The sequence below is a fragment of the Mesorhizobium sp. M1428 genome (assembly GCF_040317515.1).
Taxonomy (GTDB): domain Bacteria; phylum Pseudomonadota; class Alphaproteobacteria; order Rhizobiales; family Rhizobiaceae; genus Mesorhizobium.
Genome location: NZ_JAMYKT010000007.1, coordinates 212,830 through 234,487, shown reverse-complemented (window position 1 = coordinate 234,487; position 21,658 = coordinate 212,830). Strand labels below are relative to the sequence as shown.

The 21,658-nt window shown below is 61.9% G+C and carries 20 protein-coding genes; 10 read left to right on the top strand and 10 right to left on the bottom strand.

The features are described from left to right. Window positions 1–66 precede the first annotated feature (66 nt). Window positions 67–1,917 (top strand): AsmA family protein, encoded by a 1,851-nt coding sequence (locus NKG60_RS12985; RefSeq protein WP_352664023.1) that lies wholly within the window; start codon window positions 67–69, stop codon window positions 1,915–1,917. 7 nt (window positions 1,918–1,924) lie between these two features. On the opposite strand, the gene NKG60_RS12980 is transcribed toward NKG60_RS12985, so the two are convergent. The 7 genes from NKG60_RS12980 to NKG60_RS12950 form a co-directional block, all read right to left on the bottom strand. Next, on the bottom strand, window positions 1,925–2,743 hold the full coding sequence (locus tag NKG60_RS12980) for an ABC transporter permease (protein ID WP_352464986.1): 819 nt from the start codon (window positions 2,741–2,743) through the stop codon (window positions 1,925–1,927). After that, a complete protein-coding gene (locus tag NKG60_RS12975) occupies window positions 2,740–3,708 on the bottom strand; it encodes an ABC transporter permease subunit (protein WP_352664025.1) in 969 nt (322 codons plus the stop codon). The genes NKG60_RS12980 and NKG60_RS12975 overlap by 4 nt, the downstream gene beginning before the upstream one ends. A 9-nt stretch (window positions 3,709–3,717) precedes the next feature. Continuing rightward, complete coding sequence (locus tag NKG60_RS12970) at window positions 3,718–4,857, bottom strand: ABC transporter ATP-binding protein (protein ID WP_352664027.1); 1,140 nt, start codon at window positions 4,855–4,857, stop codon at window positions 3,718–3,720. A 73-nt stretch (window positions 4,858–4,930) separates the two neighbouring features. Beyond that, the gene (locus NKG60_RS12965; RefSeq protein ID WP_352664029.1) at window positions 4,931–6,028 is read right to left on the bottom strand and encodes a polyamine ABC transporter substrate-binding protein; all 1,098 of its coding nucleotides are present in this window, start codon (window positions 6,026–6,028) and stop codon (window positions 4,931–4,933) included. A 352-nt stretch (window positions 6,029–6,380) separates the two neighbouring features. Continuing rightward, window positions 6,381–7,328, bottom strand: coding sequence for a DMT family transporter (locus NKG60_RS12960; RefSeq protein ID WP_352664031.1), 948 nt, complete (start codon window positions 7,326–7,328; stop codon window positions 6,381–6,383). A 165-nt stretch (window positions 7,329–7,493) separates the two neighbouring features. After that, a complete protein-coding gene (locus tag NKG60_RS12955) occupies window positions 7,494–8,396 on the bottom strand; it encodes a DUF2167 domain-containing protein (protein ID WP_352664033.1) in 903 nt (300 codons plus the stop codon). Between the two features lie 155 nt (window positions 8,397–8,551). Next, on the bottom strand, window positions 8,552–10,003 hold the full coding sequence (locus NKG60_RS12950; protein ID WP_352868510.1) for a helix-turn-helix domain-containing protein: 1,452 nt from the start codon (window positions 10,001–10,003) through the stop codon (window positions 8,552–8,554). A gap of 237 nt (window positions 10,004–10,240) precedes the next feature. Between NKG60_RS12950 and aceA the strand changes: the two genes are divergently transcribed. After that, entirely contained in the window at window positions 10,241–11,530 is a 1,290-nt protein-coding gene (aceA, locus tag NKG60_RS12945; protein WP_352664037.1) for an isocitrate lyase, read from the top strand. A 78-nt stretch (window positions 11,531–11,608) separates the two neighbouring features. Continuing rightward, window positions 11,609–11,851: an SMc00767 family acetate metabolism repressor gene (locus NKG60_RS12940; RefSeq protein WP_352664039.1), complete on the top strand. Its 243-nt coding sequence runs from the start codon at window positions 11,609–11,611 to the stop codon at window positions 11,849–11,851. A 65-nt stretch (window positions 11,852–11,916) separates the two neighbouring features. On the opposite strand, the gene NKG60_RS12935 is transcribed toward NKG60_RS12940, so the two are convergent. Continuing rightward, window positions 11,917–12,378 carry a RidA family protein gene (locus NKG60_RS12935; protein WP_352664041.1) on the bottom strand — a complete coding sequence of 154 codons (462 nt, stop codon included), beginning with the start codon at window positions 12,376–12,378 and terminating at the stop codon, window positions 11,917–11,919. 430 nt (window positions 12,379–12,808) lie between these two features. On the opposite strand from NKG60_RS12935, the gene NKG60_RS12930 reads away from it, so the two are divergent. Next, on the top strand, window positions 12,809–13,198 hold the full coding sequence (locus tag NKG60_RS12930; protein WP_352664043.1) for an ANTAR domain-containing protein: 390 nt from the start codon (window positions 12,809–12,811) through the stop codon (window positions 13,196–13,198). Between the two features lie 32 nt (window positions 13,199–13,230). Here NKG60_RS12930 and NKG60_RS12925 read toward each other — a convergent pair whose 3' ends face one another. Further along, entirely contained in the window at window positions 13,231–13,947 is a 717-nt protein-coding gene (locus NKG60_RS12925) for an HAD family hydrolase (protein WP_352664351.1), read from the bottom strand. A gap of 167 nt (window positions 13,948–14,114) precedes the next feature. Between NKG60_RS12925 and NKG60_RS12920 the strand changes: the two genes are divergently transcribed. The 4 genes from NKG60_RS12920 (at window position 14,115) to NKG60_RS12905 (ending at window position 18,359) form a co-directional block, all read left to right on the top strand. Continuing rightward, window positions 14,115–15,548 (top strand): glutamine synthetase family protein, encoded by a 1,434-nt coding sequence (locus NKG60_RS12920; RefSeq protein WP_352664045.1) that lies wholly within the window; start codon window positions 14,115–14,117, stop codon window positions 15,546–15,548. Window positions 15,549–15,605: 57 nt separating this feature from the next. Then, window positions 15,606–15,974, top strand: a complete 369-nt coding sequence (locus NKG60_RS12915; protein ID WP_352974980.1) for a four helix bundle protein — start codon at window positions 15,606–15,608, stop codon at window positions 15,972–15,974. A gap of 62 nt (window positions 15,975–16,036) precedes the next feature. Further along, window positions 16,037–17,323, top strand: coding sequence for an NAD(P)/FAD-dependent oxidoreductase (locus NKG60_RS12910; protein WP_352664047.1), 1,287 nt, complete (start codon window positions 16,037–16,039; stop codon window positions 17,321–17,323). Between the two features lie 259 nt (window positions 17,324–17,582). Beyond that, complete coding sequence (locus NKG60_RS12905) at window positions 17,583–18,359, top strand: SH3 domain-containing protein (RefSeq protein WP_352566409.1); 777 nt, start codon at window positions 17,583–17,585, stop codon at window positions 18,357–18,359. 63 nt (window positions 18,360–18,422) lie between these two features. Here the strand turns inward: NKG60_RS12905 and NKG60_RS12900 are convergent, their stop codons facing one another. Beyond that, window positions 18,423–19,169 (bottom strand): SDR family oxidoreductase, encoded by a 747-nt coding sequence (locus NKG60_RS12900; protein ID WP_352664049.1) that lies wholly within the window; start codon window positions 19,167–19,169, stop codon window positions 18,423–18,425. Between the two features lie 274 nt (window positions 19,170–19,443). On the opposite strand from NKG60_RS12900, the gene zwf reads away from it, so the two are divergent. Beyond that, a complete protein-coding gene (gene zwf / locus NKG60_RS12895) occupies window positions 19,444–20,913 on the top strand; it encodes a glucose-6-phosphate dehydrogenase (RefSeq protein WP_352472717.1) in 1,470 nt (489 codons plus the stop codon). Further along, window positions 20,895–21,608, top strand: coding sequence for a 6-phosphogluconolactonase (pgl, locus tag NKG60_RS12890; RefSeq protein ID WP_352664052.1), 714 nt, complete (start codon window positions 20,895–20,897; stop codon window positions 21,606–21,608). Before zwf ends, pgl begins: the two co-directional genes overlap by 19 nt. Window positions 21,609–21,658: the final 50 nt, after the last annotated feature.

Sequence of the window (21,658 nt, the reverse complement as noted above, 5' to 3'; positions counted from 1 at the left end):
GAAATGCGTCAGCCGTCGGTTACACCCGTCGGGCGATTTTGTCGGAATGGAAGCATACGGGGCGATATGCCATCACCTTTGATCCGACGCGGAATATGGGCGATCGGCGCGGCCGTCATCGTCATCGCGCTGGTCGTCGCAGCCTTGCCGTTGATCGCCTCGACCCGCATCGTACGCGACCGTATCGCGTGGGAAATGAGCGCCTGGAGCGGTTTTCGGGTAACCATCGACGGCGCGCCGCGCATCGAGGTCTGGCCGAATTTCCGGGCGATCCTGAGCGACGTGACGCTGTCGCAATGGACGGAGACGGATGCGCCGCCCGTGGTCGAGGCCGAACGAGTCGAGGTCGACCTCTCGGCCATGGCGGCGCTGCGTGGCGATGTCGTGTTTTCGACGGCGCGGCTGGTGCGACCGACGATCCGGGTTCAGCGTACCGCGAGCGGGTTTTTCCTGCCTGCGATTCCCAGCGGCGGGCGCATTACGCGTTCGATCGATGCTGCCCGCGCGGTGATCAACACAAATCCCGCCAAGCCGGATCTCGGCAAGCTGCCGACAGATCCGTTCGGCACAGTCGAGTTCAGGGACGGCCGCGTGGTGACTGCCATCGGCGGCAAGGACCAGGAGATATTGAGCAGCCTGAGCGGCCAGGCGAACTGGGCCGCGATGAACAGCAATGCGACGCTGTCGGCGACCGGGATATGGCGCGGCGAAAGCGTTGCCATCGACGCCGCATCGCCGAACCCGCTCGTGCTGTTTGGCGGCGGCACGGCACCGGCCACATTTTCCTTCAAGGCGGCACCGGCCAGTTTTTCGTTCGACGGCCGCGCCAGCATGTCGGAGAACGGCTATTTCGACGGCCAGGCAAAATTCGCCGCACCTTCGCTCCGACGCGTGCTCGAATGGTCGCAGGCCGGCATCGCGCCCGGTGCCGCAATCGGCTCGATCTCGGTTTCAAGCAAGATCACGGCGACAGCCGGGCGGGTCAAATTCGAAAACACGGCCCTGACCCTCGACAACAACCCGGGAATGGGTGCGCTGGACTTCACCTATGGTGAGGCACTGCCGGTGATCTCCGGCACACTTGCCTTCGATACGCTCGACCTCAGATCGTTTCTCTCCGCCTTTACGCCGGTGCCATCCGCCGGCGGCACCGGTCCGGGCGAGATCGACACAAGCTTCGCCGACCGGATCAATCTCGATCTCAGGCTGTCGGCGGCGCATGCCACGGCCGGCGCCATCCAGCTTGCCGACGTCGCTGCCACCGCCCAGGTCAAAAATGGCCTTGCCGTCTTCGACATCTCGGATGCATCCGCCTTTGGCGGCAACGTCCAGAGCAGCGTCCGTTTCGACCGCAAGCCCGCCGGCACGGAAGTCGAGATCCGGCTGCTTGCTTCCGATATCGACGGCGGCGCTTTCGGCACCGCGGCCGGAATGACGCGGCTGGTACCGATCGGCACTGGAACCGTTTCGGTCATCCTCAAGGGGCCTGGCAGAACCTGGGATTCGATTTTCGAAAACGCCAATGGCTCGCTGTCCGCGACGTTCGGCGCGGGTGCGCTGAGCCGGCTTAACCTGCCGGCGTTCCTCAAGCACACCGAACAGGGCGGATTCTTCGCGCTGGACGACGTCTCGGACGGAACGCTGCCGATCGACGGGGCCGAGCTCAAGGCGAGCATTTCGAACGGCGTGGCGCGCATCGACAAGGCCGAGGTGAATTCCGCGCAATACAAGATCTGGCTTTCCGGCATCGCATCCTATGCCGGACGCGGGCTGGCACTGTCCGGCGGCATTGCCCAGCCGAGCCAGGCTGCCACGCAGACGAACGGCCAGGCGCCCAAGCAGTCGTCGTTCTTCGTCGGCGGCACGTGGAGCACGCCGTTCATCTCGCCGATAAGCCGCGGCGTCTCGGGAGAGTAGCGAGCCTTCAACCTCGCTGCGCGGCCCGCTCGTCGCGCTGGCGCTGCACCTCGCGGCGTTTGTTTGCGAGTGAAGCGATGATCACGCCAACTGCGACGACCGCGATCAAGATGGTGCAGGCCGCATTGATTTCCGGCGTCACGCCAAGGCGAACCTGGCTGTAGATCTTCATCGGCAGCGTCGTGGCGCCAGGCCCCGAGGTGAAGCTGGCAATAACCAAATCGTCGAGCGACAGCGTGAAAGCCAGCATCCAGCCGGAGACGATAGCCGGCATGATTACCGGCAGCGTGATCTGGAAGAAGGTCTTCACCGGTGGCGCGCCGAGGTCCATTGCGGCCTCTTCCAGCGAACGGTCGAAAGTGATCAGGCGCGACTGAACCACCACCGCGACGAAGCACATGGTTAGCGTGGTGTGGGCAAGCGTCACCGTGAGAAAGCCGCGGTCGAGGCCGACGGCGACGAAGAGCAGCAGCAGCGACAGGCCGGTGATGACTTCCGGCATGACCAGCGGCGCAAACACCATGCCGGAAAACAGCAGCCGGCCGCGAAAGCGCGTGTAGCGTGTCAAGGTGAGCGCCGCCAGCGTGCCGAGCACAGTTGCCACCGTCGCCGAGATGACGCCGACGCGGGCCGTCACCCAGGTCGCGTCCATCAGACCCCGGTTGTGGAACAGCGACACGTACCATTTCGTCGAGAAGCCGCCCCAGACGGTGACCAGCTTCGACTCGTTGAAAGAGAACACGACGAGCAGGACGATCGGCAGGTAAAGAAAGGCAAAGCCGAGCACGATCGATGTGATGTTGAAGCGGCTCCAGGTCGCGTTCATTGGTCCTGCTCCTGGGCACGCGCCTGGGCTCGCTGGAAGAGCATGATCGGCACGATCAGCAGCAGCAGCAAGATGACGGCGACGGCGGACGACACCGGCCAGTCGCGGTTGGCGAAGAACTCGTTCCACAGCGTCCTGCCGATCATCAGCGTCTGCGAGCCGCCGAGCAGGTCGGGAATGACGAACTCGCCAACGGCGGGAATGAACACCAGAAGGCAGCCGGCGACGACGCCGGGCAGCGACAGCGGAAAGGTGATCTTCCAGAAGGCGCTGGTCGGCGGGCAGCCGAGATCCTTGGCCGCTTCGATCAGTGAATAGTCCATCTTCTCCAAGGACGAATAGAGCGGCAGCACCATGAACGGCAGATAGGAGTAAACGATGCCGATGAAGATCGCCGTATAGGTGTTGAGGATGATCAGCGGCTGGCTGATGATGCCGGTTGCGAGCAGCAGCTGGTTGAGCAGGCCCTCGGGCTTGAGGATGCCAATCCAGGCGTAGACACGGATCAGGAACGAGGTCCAGAACGGCAGGATCACCAGCATCAGCAAGGTCGGGCGGATCGTCGCCGGAGCGCGTGCCATGCCATAGGCGATGGGATAGCCGATCAGCAATGTCAGGACGGTCGAGATGGCGGCGACGATGACGCTCGTCACATAGGCATTGAAATACAGCGCGTCCTGCGTCAGCCAGGTATAGTTGTCGAAATTGAGTGCGCCGAATTCCGAAATAAACCCGGAAATGCCGCTGCGGAAATCAAGCACCGGCGTGTAGGGCGGCATGGCGATCGCCGTCTGCGACAGCGAAATCTTGAAGACGATGATGAAAGGGACGAGAAAGAAGAACAGCAGCCAGAGATAGGGGACGATGATGACGAGCCGGCTAACGAAGGCTGCTCCCAGCCTGACCAAGGCGGATTTGCCGGCAGCGCTTGCCGGAAAGCTTGTTGCGGCGGTGACAGCGGACATGATCAGTCCCTACCGTGTCAGGACGACGCCGGCGTCGGGGCGGAAAGAAACCCAGGCGCGGTCGTTCCAGGTCAGCGGGTCCTCGGTGAGGCGTGCCGCATTCATGGTGCTCGCCCGCACGACCTGACCGTCATCCAGCCTGACGTGATAGACGGTCATGTCGCCGAGATAGGCTATGTCGTAGACCTCGCCCTCGATGGCGTTGACGGCACCGGCCGGTTTCGTGGAGGACACCTTGATCTTCTCCGGCCTGATGGCGAAGGTGACGGATGTTCCGGCGGCCGCACTGCCGGCATTTTCGGTGCGGATGGTGATGCCGTTGCCGGCATCGATGCTCGCACTGCCGGCCTCGCCAGCCGCGATCTTGCCGTCGAACATATTCACATTGCCGACGAAGCCGGCGACGAAGCGGGAACCCGGCGCCTCGTAGACCTCGGCCGGCGTCGCCACCTGCATCACCTCGCCCTTGTCGATGATAGCGATGCGGTCAGCCATCGTCATCGCCTCTTCCTGATCATGAGTGACGACGACGAAGGTGAGGCCGAGGTTCTGCTGCAGGTCCATCAGCTCGAACTGGGTTTCCTCGCGCAACTTCTTGTCCAGCGCACCAAGCGGCTCGTCGAGCAGCAGGACTTTCGGCCGCTTGGCGGCGGAGCGGGCGAGCGCGACGCGCTGGCGCTGGCCACCCGACAATTGGTGCGGTTTGCGCTTGGCGAACTGCTCGAGCTTGACCAGCTTCAGCATCTCGGCGACGCGCTTGTCGATGTCGGCCTTGGCCATGCCTTCCTGCTTGAGGCCGAAGGCGATGTTGTTCTCGACCGTCATATGCGGAAACAAGGCGTAGGACTGGAACATCATGTTGACCGGCCGCCGGTAAGGCGGAATGCCGCGCAGATCCTGGCCATCGAGCAAGATGCGGCCGGCGGTCGGCTCCTCGAAGCCGGCGAGCATCCTGAGCAGCGTCGATTTCCCGCAGCCTGAGGCCCCGAGCAAGGCAAAGAATTCGCGTTCGAAAATGGTCAGCGACAGATTGTTGACCGCTGTGAACTCACCGAATTTCTTGGTGACGTTGTCGAACTGGATGTATGGCTTGGCGTTCGGATCGTTCCATGGCGCGAAATCCCTGCGGATGCTGCCAAGCGATTTCATGTCCCACTCCGTCCTGCTGCTTGCCCCATGAGAAAGCGCCCCGGCAGCCAGCTGCCGGGGCATGGTCAGATTGTTATTGGCCGGTGACGATCTTGGTCCAGGTGCGGGTGATGATGCGCTGGGTCTTGGGATCGTAGGGCGAGACGGTGTAGAGTTTCTGCAAGGTGGCGGCGTCCGGATAGATCGCCGGATCTTCCAGGATCGCCTTGTCGATGAACTGCTGCGAAGCCTTGTTGCCGTTCGCGTAAAGCACATAGTTCGACGATTTGGCGATCACTTCGGGCTTCATCATGTAGTTCAGGAACTCATGCGCTTCGGCGACATGCGGCGCATCGGCCGGGATCGCCATCTGGTCAAACCACATCTGGGCACCTTCCTTCGGCACGGAATAGCCGATCTCGACGCCCTGCTTGGCTTCGTCGGCGCGGTTGCGGGCCTGGAAGACGTCACCCGACCAGCCGACAGCCAGGCAGATGTCGCCATTGGCCAGGGCGTTGATGTATTCGGAAGAGTGGAACTTGCGGATATAGGGCCGGACCTTCAGCAAGGTTTCTTCGGCCTTGGCAATCTCATCGGGCGACGTGCTGTTTGGATCGAGGCCTAGATATTTCAGTGCCGCCGGTATGATGTCGGCCGGCGAATCCAGCACATAGACGCCGCAGTCTTTCAATTTGGCCAGGCTTTCGGGATTGAAGAACACGTCCCAGCTGTCGATCTTGTCGGTGCCGAGTGCTGCCTGCACCTTCTTGATGTTGTAGCCGATGCCAACCGTACCCCACATGTAGTTGATCGAATATTCGTTGCCGGGATCATATTTGGCGGTCCGTTCCATGACCGTGTCCCACATATTTGAAATGTTCGGCAGTTTCGACTTGTCGAGCTTCTGGAACACGCCCGCCTGGATCTGGCGTGCAAGGAAATTGCCGCTGGGCACGACGACATCGTAGCCGCTGCCGCCGGCGAGCAGTTTCGTTTCCAGGATCTCGTTGGAATCGAAAGTGTCGTAGACGACCTTGATGCCGGTTTCCTTGGTGAAGTCGTCGATGATCGAACTGTCGATATAATCCGACCAGTTGAAGACGTTGACGACGCGATCCTCGGCATGTGCGCCCAAGGTAAAAGCTGCCAAAAACGCCGAAGTCGCCGAAAGCCAGAGCGCTTTGCGGATCATGCTATTCTCCTTTGATGAGTGTTCCGTCGCCAGCTCGTCGCGGCGTTCGCGCGGCTGGGCATTTGCTTCAGGGTATTGGGCTTGCAGGCAGGCGACAAGCGGGAATTGCCGGCGCCATTATAGTCCGTCGACGAGCCGACAGTGAAAACTTGGCGTGGCGTTGGTGGTGTTCCGGCGCCGTCGGAAGCTTTCGCTACGGCGCGGGCAGGAAGACGACGATGTTGTCCGGCCTCGATGCGGCCGGCATGGAGACTTGGCAAGATAAGCCTGTCTTGTTGTTGCCGTGATCGCAGCCTGCCCGCGCGGCTGCGACATTGTCAATGGTTCATCTCGCTTTGACGCGTGCGCTGCATCAATTAGGCGACGGCACACCGGTGACGCCCGCTCGCGCGGGCCGCGTCTGACGCTTGAACTCGAGCCCGATGTGGACGAGCAGCGCGGTGACGACGACCGCACCGCCGACGATGGTGCGCGCCGACGGCACCTCGGAATGGATGAGCCAGACCCAGATCGGGCCAAGGATCGGTTCGAACGTGCCGAGTAGCGCCGCGACGGCGGCCGGCACAAGCCGGGCTCCGGTGGCGAAGAAGGCGAGGCCGAGTCCCAGATTGATCACGCCAAAGGCAAAGAGGAAGCCCATATCGTGGCTGGAAACGCCCAGCGTCGACGCCTGCGATGCCGCAAAGGCGGCCGCCAGCATCGTGCCGAGGCAGGTCGCCGGGGTCATGCGCACATGGGCAAAGCGGCGCGTGATGACGGTGGCGATCGAGAACATGACAGCGATAAGGAGTGCCAGCCCGTCGCCGATCGGCGACACCGCGCCATCGAGCGATTCCGACACCATGATGGCGACGCCGGCAATGACGGCAGCAATCGCCACCCAGGTCGCCACGGCCACCCGTTCGCGAAACAGCGCCCAGGCAAACAGCGCTGCCAGAAGCGGCACGCCGGCCTGCATCAGGAGGATGTTGGCGACGGTGGTATAAGCAAGCGCCACGACGAAAGAGGTCGAGGCCGTGGCGAAGCAGAACGCCACCGCAAGACCGGCCAGGCCCATGCCGCGAAACAGCTTCAGCGTGCCACGCCAGCCGTCGCGCCAGACCATGAAGCAGAGCAGGAAGGCGGCGGCCCAGACCGAGCGCCAGAACACCACCGTCCAGCTGTCGCCGGCATCGATGAAACGGGCGATGGTACCGCCGAGGCTCCACATCAGCGCCGACAGGAACACCAGCAGGAAACCGATACGCTCCTCATTTCGCGGAGGCGAAACGGCGATCTGCGGTGATGATATGTCGGTCATGACTACGACTGTCGGCGATTTCGGGGCAGCACGATGCACAGCGGACGACAGAAACGTGCCTTAATCGCGTAACGCAAAGGCGGGGATCGGGGGTGATCCAGCATCGTGTTCCGTTTGGGGCACCCAGCAATCAGCAGGCCTGAGAGTTGAGCCGATGAAATCGATCTAGGAGGTTGTCTTGTTGCCGCGAATGAAGCGCCAGAGACCTGCCAAGGGAATCAGCAGGATAAGACCGAATTTTTTCAGCGCGATGAGCGCTACCACCAGAAATCCTGCCTTTGCCGCCAGTTTGCCGGCAATGAGGCCACCGATGCCAATCGCCGCAACCGTATCGACGCCCGGTCTGAAGTCCAAATATGTCTTGCCGGGCTTGAAGACAGCAAGATCAAGCACTTCATCGAGACTCTGCTTGATTTCCGGCAACTGGTCCACAGTTGCGATGTAGCTCATCACGAAAACGCCCTCCCTGCCGAGAAAGCGAACGTCGTAGTTAAGCGTGTGGACTGCATCGTTTCCGAACTGCAGTTCCTTGGCCCAGTGCAGGCGCTTGTTGACTGCGTCGTACACGGGCGGTGATGCCCAGCCGATCAGAGTGATGGGCGAATAGCCGTCCTTTACCCTTTGATCGTTGCCCGACAAGGTATCCGCCCGCATGTTGCGCAGCAGTTCATTGTAGTCGATGGATCCCGCCTCGCTGTCGTCGACGTAACCTATCTTCTCCCATCTCAGCTCTATTCCCCAATTGTTCTCGGCAATGGGGTCATTGCTGACTGGAAAGATCATGCCGAGCGATTCGGAAGCGGCGTCGGGTGGATTGCCCCAGGCTTCCGTCAGGACGGAGGCAGTATCTTTCTTGTTCAGAAAATAGAATTTGTCCTTGAGGTCCAGGTGCACGCCTTCGGCTAGGTCTATCGCGCCAGTCTTCGGATCGATCTTGTCCAGGAACGCTTTGCCGGCGTCATTATACTTTTGATAGGATTTGAAGAAGTCCGCGGACTTTTCCGCAAATGCGGGGCAGATCGAAAAGGCAAGCACCAAGCCAAGCCAAAAAAAAAACGTCCTGCCCATCCCTGATCCCCCGATCGTCGCCCAATTCGTCTTTTGATATCTCACGGCCGATGCTGAATCAATACTTCGACGATCAATGTCCCAAGGGACAGCTTGTTATTTTCCTGCCGTGAAACCGCGTATGATCTTCTCTGGCCAGCAATCTGCCACGGCCGTCACTGGAAATCGAAAGCCGACAGCCCAGTCACCATCTCGTCGAGGCCGAGCGGACGTGTCACGGGTGGCTCGGCGCGGGCGAGGCAGCCGATGCGTTCGCACAGCCGACAGGCAGGGCCTATCGGCGCCGCCGGCGCGGCGGCGCTCTGTCCGGTCTTGCCGATGGCGGCTGGCCCCGGCAATGCCGCTCCATAGACGACCTCGTCGCGAAAGCCGATGTCGCAGCCGAGCAGCAGCGCCGTGCGCCGCGGTCGCTCGGCAAACGAGCCCTGCGGCCCCTCGAGCGTGCGGGCCATGCAGAGAAACGCTGCGCCGTCGGGCATTTCCACTGCATCGACCAGGATCTGGCCGGGCTGGGCGAAGGCGGCATGGACCGGCAGCTTCGGACAGCCGCCGCCGAAGCGGCTTTGCGGAAAGCCGTGGCTGCCCGCCTTGCGGAACCGATTGCCGGCACTGTCGACCTCGAGCATGAAGAACGGCACGCCCGACGCACCCGGCCGCTGCAGCGTGGTCAGCCGGTTCGCCGCCTGCTCGAAGGAGACGCCGAAACGCGACCGCAACATGTCGATGTCATAGCGGGCACGGACCGCGGCGGCGTGAAAAGGCTGATAGGGCATCATCAGAGCGTGCGCGGCATAGCGACCGAGCTCGAAACGCGCCAGCCGGCGGGCTTCGTCCGTGGCCAGCTTCAGCGCCTGGATCTCGGCGGCGACAGCGACGCTCATGCGGATCAGGCAGGCCTCCATAGCCACCTCACGCAGCTGATCGAATGGCGACAGGCGCTCGGACAGAAACAGGCGCTGCGAGTGACGGTCATAGCGACGGCGCCAGTTGGGCATGGTGGCGACCGGCAGTACCTTGACGACGATGCCGAATTCACGCCGCAGCCAGGCCTTCAACGCACTGAACAGATCGTCGCCTGGATCGAGCACCGACGTGAATGCCTCGGCTTCTTCTTCGAGCGCAGCAAAATGGTTCGGCCGGCGTTCGAAAATCTCATGCACCTCGTCGATCGGCAGCCTGGCACCCGAGAGGGCGGTGGCCTTGCCCTCACGCGCGAGCAGCTCGTTGATATCCGACAATCGCTCGGCCTGCTCGCGATAGGCGCGAAACAGCTTTATGACAGCGGCGGAAGCGTTCGGCGCCGCCTCGGCAAGCTCGATGAGTTCCTGGTCGCCCGGCAGTTCGCCGGCGAGCAACGGATCTGAAAACACTTCCTTCAAGTCGGCAACCGACCCCCTCGCCTCGCCCTGCAATTCATGCGGGTCGACCTTGTAGACGGATGCCAGCCTCAGGATCAGTTGCACCGTCAGCGGCCGCTGGTTGCGCTCGATGAGATTGAGATAGGACGGCGAGATGCCGAGCCCTTCGGCCATCGCCGTCTGGGTCAGCCCTTTGGCGTTGCGGATGCGACGAATGCGCGGCCCGGCAAAGATTTTGTGGTCGGCCAATCGACTGCCCTTGACAGAAATTTACATCCGCCAATGGCATGGCGGTCTTTACAATCATGACAGATTTACAACTCTCATCAGTCAAACACAACACAGGTTTTCTCTTATTTTTTGGCTAATCTGGAGGTTTAGCTCGCTCGCGTCGAGCCGGCATGTAAATGATGTCACACATATGGCGCACATATTTTCCCCCGCGGCGCCTTCCGAAACCGGCATCAAAACCGCCTGGAGTGACCAATGACCGACTTTTACAACCTTGTCCCGTCGGCGCCGCAAGGCCGCTTTGATGGCATCGAAAGGCCCTATTCGCCGGACGACGTGAAGCGGCTGCGCGGCTCGGTGCAGATCCGGCAGAGCCTCGCCGAAATGGGCGCAAACCGGCTGTGGCAGCTCATCCACGAGGAGGATTTCGTCAACGCGCTGGGTGCAATGTCGGGCAACCAGGCGATGCAGCAGGTGCGGGCCGGGCTGAAGGCGATCTATCTGTCGGGATGGCAGGTCGCCGCCGATGCCAACACCGCTTCCGCGATGTACCCGGACCAGTCGCTCTATCCCGCCAATGCGGCGCCCGAACTGGTCAAGCGCATCAACCGCACCCTGCAGCGCGCCGACCAGATCGAGACTTCGGAAGGGAAGGGGCTGTCGGTCGACACCTGGTTCGCGCCTGTTGTCGCCGACGCGGAAGCCGGCTTCGGCGGGCCGCTCAACGCTTTCGAGATCATGAAGGCGTTCATCGAGGCGGGTGCGGCCGGCGTCCATTACGAGGACCAGCTGGCTTCGGAGAAGAAATGCGGCCATCTCGGCGGCAAGGTGCTGATCCCGACCGCCGCACACATCCGCAACCTCAACGCGGCGCGCCTTGCCGCCGACGTCATGGGTACGCCGACGCTGGTCGTGGCGCGCACCGACGCGGAAGCGGCAAAGCTCCTGACCTCCGACATCGACGAACGCGACCGGCCCTTCGTCGATTATGGCGCCGGCCGCACTGCGGAGGGCTTCTACCATGTCAGCAACGGCATCGAGCCCTGCATTGCCCGCGCCGTCGCCTACGCGCCCTATGCGGACCTGATCTGGTGCGAGACCTCCAAGCCCGATCTGGGGCAGGCCAGGACGTTTGCCGAGGGTGTGCGCAAGCATCATCCAGGCAAGCTGCTTGCCTATAATTGCTCGCCGTCTTTCAACTGGAAGAAGAATCTCGACGACGCGACGATTGCGAAGTTCCAGAAGGAACTCGGCGCGATGGGCTACAAGTTCCAGTTCATTACGCTGGCCGGTTTCCACCAGCTCAACTTCGGCATGTTCGAGCTCGCCCGCGGCTACAAGGAGCGGCAGATGGCCGCCTATTCGGAACTGCAGGAGGCGGAATTCGCCGCGGAAGCCAATGGCTACACCGCCACCAAGCATCAACGCGAGGTCGGCACCGGCTATTTCGACGCCGTCTCGATGGCGATCACCGGTGGCCAGTCTTCGACCACGGCCATGCATGGATCGACCGAGCACGCCCAATTCAGGCCGGCGGCGGAATAGCGGAATAGCAGACAAACAGAGGGAACGCCCAAACGGGCATGGCAACACAACAGACAGGGCAACACAGGGAGAAGACCAATGGCGTCGATAAGCCGCGTCAAGGAACGGGCCGAAGAGCAGGCCACCAGCATGAATGTCGACCAGCAGGCGACCATCCGAATGCTGGCAAACGATCTGCACAGGCTCAATCAGTCGGTGATGAAGGCGGTCGAGGCCGGCGTCTCGGTCGAGCTGGTGCGCTCGGCACGGCACCATGGCGGCGACGGCAACTGGGGCGATCTGCTGATCCCGGTCATCGTCACGCAACGGAACCACGACTGATGAATTCTACCGCACCGCGCCTATTTTGAGCGCATGTCATCGCACCTCGCACGCCGCGGCTCTGCCTAGTCCGGCAGAGCCGCTAATGCAACGATTTCAATGACAAGATCAGGCTGCGCAAGCGCTGCAACGCCAATAACTTCCGATGGCGGCGGGTTGTTGTAGCTGCAATGCTTCGGGCAGTGTTCGGCAAAGAATTCGTCCAAGACGTCCAGGCGAAAATTGGGCGAACTCAGCACGCCGCCATCGGGAAATGGCCCCTTAACAAAGAAGGTCAGCCTGATGAGATGCTCGAGCGCGCTGCCAAGCTCTTCCAGATCTGACTTGATGTTGGTGAGAATTGCGCGCCACTGTGCCGCTGCATCGCCAATGGCGGCGCCGCCGCTTTTGCCGATCGGATCGTAGTCCTCGGCGGTCGCGGTGTTTCCGGAAAGGTAGACGAATCCCTTTGCGCCGGTAACGACCGTACCCTTTCCCCATGGCATCAACCGGCCGTTTTTGAATTTCCTGTGAGTCACGAGTTCCATTGTCATCTCCCGTCGATAAAAGAGACGTGCCTAGCCAACGAGGAAGGGTAGTCCGGCGAGGCGATACGACAAGCTCGCGACAGACCTGCCTCGCCTTCGTTCAACCTTACGTCAAACCGGCTACAGCTGCGAGTTGACGTGTCGCGCTGCAAAGCCAAGCTTCGCTGAAGCCTGCCCGGTTGTGGTGGCAACTTCTCCTTCGGGCGGCGGTAAAGAAAAGCACTTAATTTTAATTTTATTGTTTCTTGCGATATTCTCCTGATATGCCATTTGAGCTTGACATGAGCAGTGATCTCACGCCAATTACCTCTCGAGTTTCAACCCTGCATTGAAACATTGAACAACGGCCTGCCCCGCCATGTGCCCAGCGAATCGTGATATCGAGACTGCAAAACAGCTGCCTTTCGTTAGCCGGGACATGGAGACGCGGATGCTCCCGGATTTCTCGCGGGTGCTGGTGGTCGGAAAATCACCGATCAACCGCGTCGTGGTTTCAAAGATCGTGGAGCGGTCCGGCCTCAAACCGATCTCGGAAACTCCCGAAACCGCGGCAAAGGCCTTGCGCGCGCTGATTCCCGGGGCTGTCGTTCTCGACGGCGGAGCGGAGAACGGGGACTGCGACGCCTTGCTGTCGGGTATCGATGCACTGCGAAGAGCGTCAGGCAGATCGCTTCCGTCGGTGATCCTGCTTTCGGTCAAGACCGGCACTCCGGAGAGCCTGGGCCTGTCCAGCGTCATCGATGCAGTGGTCGTCAAGCCGATCACCACCGAACGGCTGCAGCCGGTGATCGACCGGCTGATCGCAATTAGCCGCAATTGACGCCTACCGCGATGCCTCGGCTGAAGACCTGATCAATCAATCTCGCCGATATGCTCGATCAATCCCGGCAGTTCGCCGAGATTGGCTATCTGGCGAAAGCGTGGCGCCGAGACCGGCGGCTCAACATGTTCCAGCACCCAGGTCAGCTCGTGCGGAACGTGGATGCCCCAACTGCCGGCTTCGATGGCCGGCACGACGTCCGATTTGAGCGAGTTGCCGACCATCATGCCCTTTTCCGGGCCGTCGCCGTGGCGGCTGAAGATGCGGCTATAGGTGGCCGCGCTCTTGTCGCTGACGATCTCGACGGCATCAAACAGCTCGCCCAGGCCGGATTGCGCCAGCTTGCGTTCCTGGTCGAACAGGTCGCCCTTGGTGATCAGCACCAGGCGGTAGGCGCCGGCCAGCTTTTCCACGGTTTCGCGCGCATGCGGAAGCGGCTCGATCGGATGGCTGAGCATCTCGCGGCCCGCGGCGAGAATTTCGGCAACGGTTGAGGCCGGCACCTGGCCCTCCGTGACCTCGATCGCCGTCTCGATCATCGACAGCGTGAATCCCTTGATGCCGAAGCCGTAGACCGCGAGGTTGCGCTTCTCGGCCTCCAGCAATCTTGCCGAGATCCGGTCCGCCTCGGCGTGGTCGGCGAGCAGTGCGGCAAAGCGCTTCTCGGTCACGCGGAAGAACTGTTCGTTCTGCCACAGTGTGTCATCGGCGTCGAAGCCGATCGTCGTCAGTTTGCGGCTGTGTTGCATGCGGCCCATTAATTGCAGCGTTGCGGGAGGCCGACCCTAGACCAGGAGGCTTTTATCCGGAAGTCGTTGTGTTCCCCCGGTTATCGAGGCGCACGCCAGCTGGCTCCCCTTCCCTTTCGTCGTCGGCAACGGCTATACTCCACAATCTGCAACAAATCTGGTGATTGATGCCGCCTGCAAAAAAGGAAGTCCGTCCGTCGAGCCGCGGAGGACGCGCCCGCACGCCTGCCTTCGTGAAAAACCAACGTGGCGTCAAGAACTGGAAGGAAGTCAGCGCCTGGCTGGAATGGCGCGGCATCGAAGACATCGAATGCATCACACCCGACCAGGCCGGGGTTGCGCGCGGCAAGATGATGCCATCGAAGAAGTTCACCTCCAACACCTCGCTGGCGCTGCCTTCGGCGGTGTTCATGACGACGATCTCGGGCGGTTATCCGGAGGACGGCAATGGCTTCCACTATCCGGAGGACGATGGCGACCTCAAGCTGATGCCCGACCTCTCGACGCTGACCGTGGTGCCGTGGGAGGAGGACCCGACGGCGGCAGTGATCTGCGACCTCGTCCACCAGGACGGGCGCTCGGTCGAGTTCACGCCCCGCAATGTGCTGAAGCGCGTGCTTGCCGCCTATGACAAGCGTGGGCTGAGACCGGTCGTGGCGCCCGAGATCGAGTTCTACCTGGTGCGCAAGAACCCCGATCCGGACTATCCGCTGACCCCGCCAGTAGGTCGATCGGGACGGCCGATCGGCGGCGGCGCCGGCTATTCGATCGCCGGGGTCAACGAATTCGACGAACTGATCGACGACATCTACCATTTCTCCGAAAGCCAGGGCCTGGAGATCGACACGCTGATCCACGAGGAGGGCGCCGGCCAGCTCGAAATCAATCTGCGTCACGGCGATCCGATCGAACTCGCCGACCAGGTGTTCATGTTCAAGCGCACCATCCGCGAAGCGGCGCTCAAGCACGAAATCTACGCCACGTTCATGGCCAAGCCGATCCAGGGGCAGCCCGGTTCGGCCATGCATATCCATCAGTCGATCATCGACAAGAAGACCGGCAAGAACGTCTTTTCGGCGGAGGACGGCTCGGAGACCGAGGCCTTCTTCCATTTCATCGGTGGCATGCAGAAACATGTGCCGAACGCGCTGGTGATGTTTGCGCCCTACGTCAATTCCTACCGGCGGCTGACGCAGTCGGCCTCGGCGCCGGTCAACAACAAATGGGGCTACGACAACCGCACCACGGCCTTCCGCGTGCCCCGCTCCGACCCGGCAGCGCGGCGCGTCGAAAACCGCATCCCCTCCTCGGACGCCAATCCCTATCTGGCGATGGCGGCATCGCTCGCCTGCGGGCTGATCGGCATGACCAACAAGATCAAGGCCGAGCCGCCTGTTCTGACCACCGCCAACGAGGACCAGATCGACCTGCCGCGCAGCCTGCTCGAAGCCGTCGACCTGTTCGAGGCAGACGAGGAACTCTGCGCGCTGCTCGGCAAGTCATTTGCCGCCACCTATGCGGCGATCAAGCGAGCGGAATTCGAGACCTTCATGGAAGTGATCAGCCCGTGGGAGAGGGAGTATTTGCTGCTGAATGTGTAGTAGGGGAGTAGGGGAGTAGGGGAGTAGGGGAGTAGGGGAGTAGGGGAGTAGGGACGAATGGCTGAGAAAACGGGTTCCTACAAGGATTTGATAGTCTGGCAGCAGGCCATGGACCTTGCTGTGGCCGTTTACGGCGCGACTAAATCATGGCCCAAGGAAGAACTTTATGGACTGACCAGCCAGGTGCGGCGCGCTGCAAGCTCGGTGCCGTCGAACATTGCTGAGGGATATGGCAGAGAGATCCGAGGTTCCTATCAACAATTTCTCCGTATCGCTCAAGGATCATTGAAGGAACTGGAAACTCAGCTTCTGATCGCCGAGCGTACCGGCATCGCGCCGAAGGCGACCGCGGCTTCATTGTTGGCGAGTACCGAAAGCTTTGGGAAGCTTCTTCGCCTTCTGATCCGCAAACTGTCACCCGACTAGCTTCCCTACTCCCCTACTCCCTACTCCCTACTCCCTACTCCCTACTCCCCTAGCCGAGCATCATGACCTACCAATCCCCAATCTCCCCCGGCCGCTCCTGGTACGAAGACACGGCAGGACCGAGGCCCGAATATCCGGCGCTCGACGGCGACCGGACATGCGATGTGGTGATTGTCGGCGGCGGCTTTACCGGCCTGTCGGCGGCGGCTCACCTCGCCAAGACAGGCGCGGATGTCGTGCTTATCGAAACGCATCGTTTCGGTGATGGCGCATCGGGCCGCAATGGTGGCCAGCTCGGCACCGGACAGCGGGCCTGGGCAGAGGAGTTGGAAGCGGAGTACGGCTTTTCCCGCGCCAAGGCGCTGTTCGAGCTGGCCGAAGAGGCCAAGGCGCATCTGCTCGATTTCGCCGCGATGCACCAGATCGAGATCGACTATATGCCCGGCCAGATGTCGGTAGCGCACAAGAAGCGCTATGTCGACGACTACAAGGCTCATGCCGAGATCATGGCGAGCCGTTTCGGCTATCCGCACATCTCATTCATGGATGCCGCGGAGACAGCCGGGCGGCTGGGCTCGACGCATTATTTCGGCGGCACCCGCGACACCGGCACCGGCCACATCCATCCGCTGAAGCTGGTGATCGGCACAGCGAAAGTCGCGGCGCGGGCCGGCGCAAAGCTATGCGAGCAGACGCCGTCGACCGGCATCACCTCCGGCGGCGGCAAGGTGAGGGTGACGACGCCGAAGGGCACGATCATCGCCGGGAAGTGCTTGATCGGGGTCAACGCCTATGGCGGCACGCTCGAACCGGTGAGTGCCGCGCATATCATGCCGATTGGCTCGTTCATCGGCGCGACGGTACCGCTGGGAGCCGATTCCAAAGTGTTGCCGGGTGGCGAGGCAGTCGACGATTCGCGCTTCGTCGTGCGCTATTTCCGCAAATCGAAGGATGGGCGGCTGCTGTTTGGCGGGCGCGAGATCTACGCGGTCAACGATCCCAAGGACATCCACATCCACATCCGCCGGCAGATCGCCGAGATTTATCCGGCATTGAAGGACGTTGAGATCACCCATGGCTGGGGCGGTTATGTCGGCATCACCGTGCCGAGAAAGCCGTTCGTGCGCGAAGTGATGCCCAATGTGATCTCGATCGGCGGTTATTCCGGCCACGGCGTCATGCTGTCGAACTTTTTCGGCAAGCTTTATGCCGAGACGGTCGCCGGCAACCGCGACCGGCTGAAGCTGATCGAGGACCTGAAAATTCCACCCTTCCCCGGCGGCCGGCGTTTGCGCGCGCCACTGCTCTTTCTCGCGCTCAACTGGTACGCGTTGCGGGACAGAATCTAACCAGACGTTGCAGAACCCTTAACCAGGGCGCAGAATTCGCGCCACGGGCGCAGTGATGCCACAATCGCGGGCGAAAGATGATGCTCGTGGGCAGCTGAACGGGGAATTTTTGCGGGCCTGCCCGCTTTTGGTTTGGGACCGATGCCGATCGAAATGCCGGCTCTCCGGCATCGGTCGTAAGAACATCGGCCCGCAAATGGAGGTGGCAAGAGTGAGAGAGCCCTTCAGTTTCGGCGCGCCGGAACGACGGCGCCTTGCGATGCAATTCGGTTACGATATGCGGCCGACGTTCTGGCACGGGGTCCGGTCGAACGCGCATCTGGTAATCGCCGCGCTTGGCACGGCCGCACTGCTCGGCGTTGCCGCGGTGGCGCTGTGGCTGGCATTGCCGGCAAATGAGCGACAAGCGGCCGCAAGCCCTGAGCAGATCGTTCCGACCATCCCGGTCAAGACGACGAAGATCATGCCTGCCAAGGTTGCTGCGGCGCCGAGGACGACGGGCAAGGCAGATGCAGTTTCCCCAGCGGTGGCCGCAGCGGAAGCCGAGATACCGGCGCTGGCTCCCAACGATCCGCGCTGGACGGGGCCAAAGACGGCATCGGCCGCCGCCACGGCAGCATCCGACCAGCTGGCAAGCCAGACCGAGCAGGCGGCCGATAAATCGTCTGCTTCGGTGGCATTCGCCGACCCGGCGGCAAAACCCGACGCTGCGGCATTGTTTGCCAAGGTGGCGGCTCCCGGCAGCTCGACGAAGAACACAGGGCCTGACGGCGCGCAGACCGCCGCCATTCCCACGCCCAAGCCGCAACCGGCGGCGCAGACCGCGAGCGAAGACGACAACAGCACCAAGGCAAAATCCGGACGGATCCTGAGATCCGTTACCATGCGCACCGGCCCAAAGAAGAATGCGGCCGCCATTCTCACCGTGCCGGCCAAGACCTCGGTGCAAGTGATGAGCTGTAAGCAATGGTGCCAGATCGTCTACAACGGCAAGCGCGGCTGGGTCTACAAGAGCTACGTCAAAACCGGGGCGTAGGGCCGGCAGAGCGATTGCGGGTCGCTCGCCATCAGCCAGTCCTCCGCCGGATGACTGGACCGTTCAAATACAACGCCCGCCATCGACTTCCAGCGCCACGCCGGTGATGAAAGCCGCCTCGTCCGAAGCGAGCCAAAGCGCGGCATTGGCTATGTCGAGCGGCGTCGAAAGCCGGCCGAGCGGGATCGACGCGCGGAACTTCTCGCGGATCTCGGGTGTGTCGGCGCCCATGAATTTCGCGAGCATGCCGGTCTCGCCGGCAACCGGGCAGAGGCAGTTGACGCGGATGTTCTTCGGCGCGAGTTCCACCGCCATCGATTTGGTCGCGGTGATCGCCCAGCCTTTCGATGCGTTGTACCAGGTGAGGCCAGGCCGCGGCCTGATACCGGCCGTGGAGGCCGTCGTCAGGATGACGCCACCGCCTTGCCGCTCCATCACCGGTACCACGGCAAGCGCTGCGTGGTAGATCGCCTTCATGTTGACTGATGTGATCAGGTCAAAGGTCGCCTCATCGACTTCCAGCATATCACCGTTGCGATGGGTGTAACCGGCGTTGTTGACCATGATGTCGATGCGACCGAAGGCGCTCATTGCAGCATGGACCATGTCGTCGAATTCGGACCGCAGCGAGACGTCGGTCTGGGTCCAGATCGCGTTTTCGCCGATCTCGCCGGCGACGCGCTCTGCACCCTTGGCGTTCAGATCGGCGACGACTACCCGCGCGCCCTCCTCGGCAAAGCGCCTGGCCATGCCCTCGCCAAAACCCGAGGCGGCGCCGGTGATGATGGCGACCTTGTTTTTGAGGCGCATGCTTTTCTCACTCATCGTTGAAGACGATCGACGACGCGTTTGGCCACGGCCATCGAAAGATGTGTGTCCATTGCCGATTTCTCCTTTGGCTTTCGCCTTGATCCCGCTCTATGCTGCACCTGCGAACGCTCCCGGAAGCATCGCTTGCCGACAAGCCTCCGGCTAGCGCCGGTGTCAAGAGCACACGCGGATGTGACGCAATGGCACTGGCAAGTTTAAATCGATTAGATTATATCAGCCGCGTTATCGCGACCGGCGTCAGAGCGGACAGACCATGACCAGCCAGATCATCCCCGTCGACCCTTTCGACTTCATCATTTTCGGCGGCACCGGCGATCTGTCGGAACGCAAGCTTCTGCCATCGCTGTACCACCGCCAGCGCGACCACCAGTTTTCCGAGCCGACGCGCATCATCGGCACATCACGTTCGAAGATGACAGACGAGGAGTTCCAGTCTTTCGCCAGGCAGGCGATTGCCGATCATGTGAAACCGGAAGATATCGACGCCACGGAACTGAAGACGTTCCTCGCACGGCTCTCCTATATCCCGGCAGATGCAACAACTGGTGCCGGCTTCGACAGGCTGAAGAAGGCGATCGGCGACAGCGAACACATCCGCGCTTTCTATCTGGCGGTGGCGCCGGCGCTGTTCGGCGACATCTCGCACAAGCTGAAGGAGCACGGGCTGATTACGCCGAATTCGCGCATCGTGCTGGAAAAGCCGATCGGCCGCGATCTCGCTTCGGCGCGCGCGCTCAACGACCTGGTCGGCGACGACTTCCATGAAAGCCAGATTTTCCGCATCGACCACTATCTCGGCAAGGAGACGGTGCAGAATTTGATGGCGCTGCGCTTTGCCAACGCGCTCTACGAGCCGCTTTGGAATTCCGCCAATGTCGATCATGTGCAGATCACCGTGGCCGAGACAGTCGGCCTGGAAGACCGCGTCACTTATTACGACAAGGCCGGCGCATTGCGCGACATGGTGCAGAACCACATGCTGCAACTGCTCTGCCTCGTCGCCATGGAGGCGCCGTCGTCGATGGACGCCGATGCAGTCCGTGACGAAAAGCTGAAGGTGCTGCGGGCGCTGAAGCGCATCAACGGCAACGAGGCGCCGAAGCACACGGTGCGCGGGCAATACCGTGCCGGCGCCTCGGCCGGCGGGCCGGTGAAAGGCTATGTCGAGGAGCTCGGCAAGAACAGCAACACCGAGACTTTCGTTGCGCTCAAAGCCGAGATCGGCAACTGGCGCTGGGCGGGCGTACCGTTCTACCTCCGAACCGGCAAGCGGCTGGCGACGCGCGTTTCGGAGATCGTCATCGAATTCAAGCCGATCCCGCATTCGATCTTCGGCGAGAGCGCCGGGCCGATTTCCGCCAACCAGCTGGTCATCAGGCTGCAGCCCGACGAAGGCGTCAAGCAGTTCATCATGATCAAGGATCCAGGGCCGGGCGGCATGCGGCTACGCCAGATCCCGCTCGACATGAGTTTTGCGCAATCCTTCGACGGCCGCGCCCCCGATGCCTATGAGCGGCTGATCATGGACGTCATCCGTGGCAACCAGACGCTGTTCATGCGCCGCGACGAGGTCGAGGCGGCGTGGAAATGGATCGACCCGATTCAGGATGCCTGGGAAAGCGGAAGGCAAGAGGCGCAAGGCTACACCGCCGGCACATGGGGTCCCTCGGCCTCGATTGCGCTGATCGAACGCGACGGGCGGACATGGCACGAGAGCAATTAGGCGGCGCCTACAACTGGCACGAATTTGCCGGACGCCAGGAGTTGGCGACAGCACTTGCCGGCCACGTCGCCGGCCGCCTGTCAAAGGCGATCGCCGAGCGCGGCACGGCACTGCTGGCGGTCTCGGGCGGCACGACGCCGGCGAAATTCTTTGCGGCGCTTTCGACCGTTCCGATCGCCTGGGAAAAGGTGACGATAACATTGGTCGACGAGCGCTTCGTGCCGCCCTCATCGCCCCGCTCCAATGCCGGCCTGGTTGCCGCCAACCTGCTGCAGAACGCGGCCGCCGCCGCGAATTTCGTGCCGCTCTACCACGCCGCGGCAACGATCGAGGGGGCAGCGGTCTCCGACAGTGAGGCGCTGCAAGTGCTGCCCTGGCCACTCGACGTTGTTGTGCTCGGCATGGGAACTGATGGCCACACCGCCTCGTTCTTTCCGGATGCCGACAACCTGGCAAGATTGCTCGATCCGTCGTCGCAAAGGATTGTGCTTCCAGTTCACGCGGCAAGCGCCGGCGAGCCACGGCTGACGCTGTCACTGGCGCGGATCATCAATGCCGCCTTCATCGCGCTGCATATCGAGGGCGCGGAAAAACGCACCGCATTCGAGGCCGCGCTTGGAACTGGAACACGACAGCCCATTCGCGCCGTGCTCGATGCCACTCAAAAGCCCTTAGAGGTTTTCTGGGCACCCTGATCTCAACTTGGCTGCAGGTCCCGGCAACAGCCGGAAGGTGTTTGCGGGAC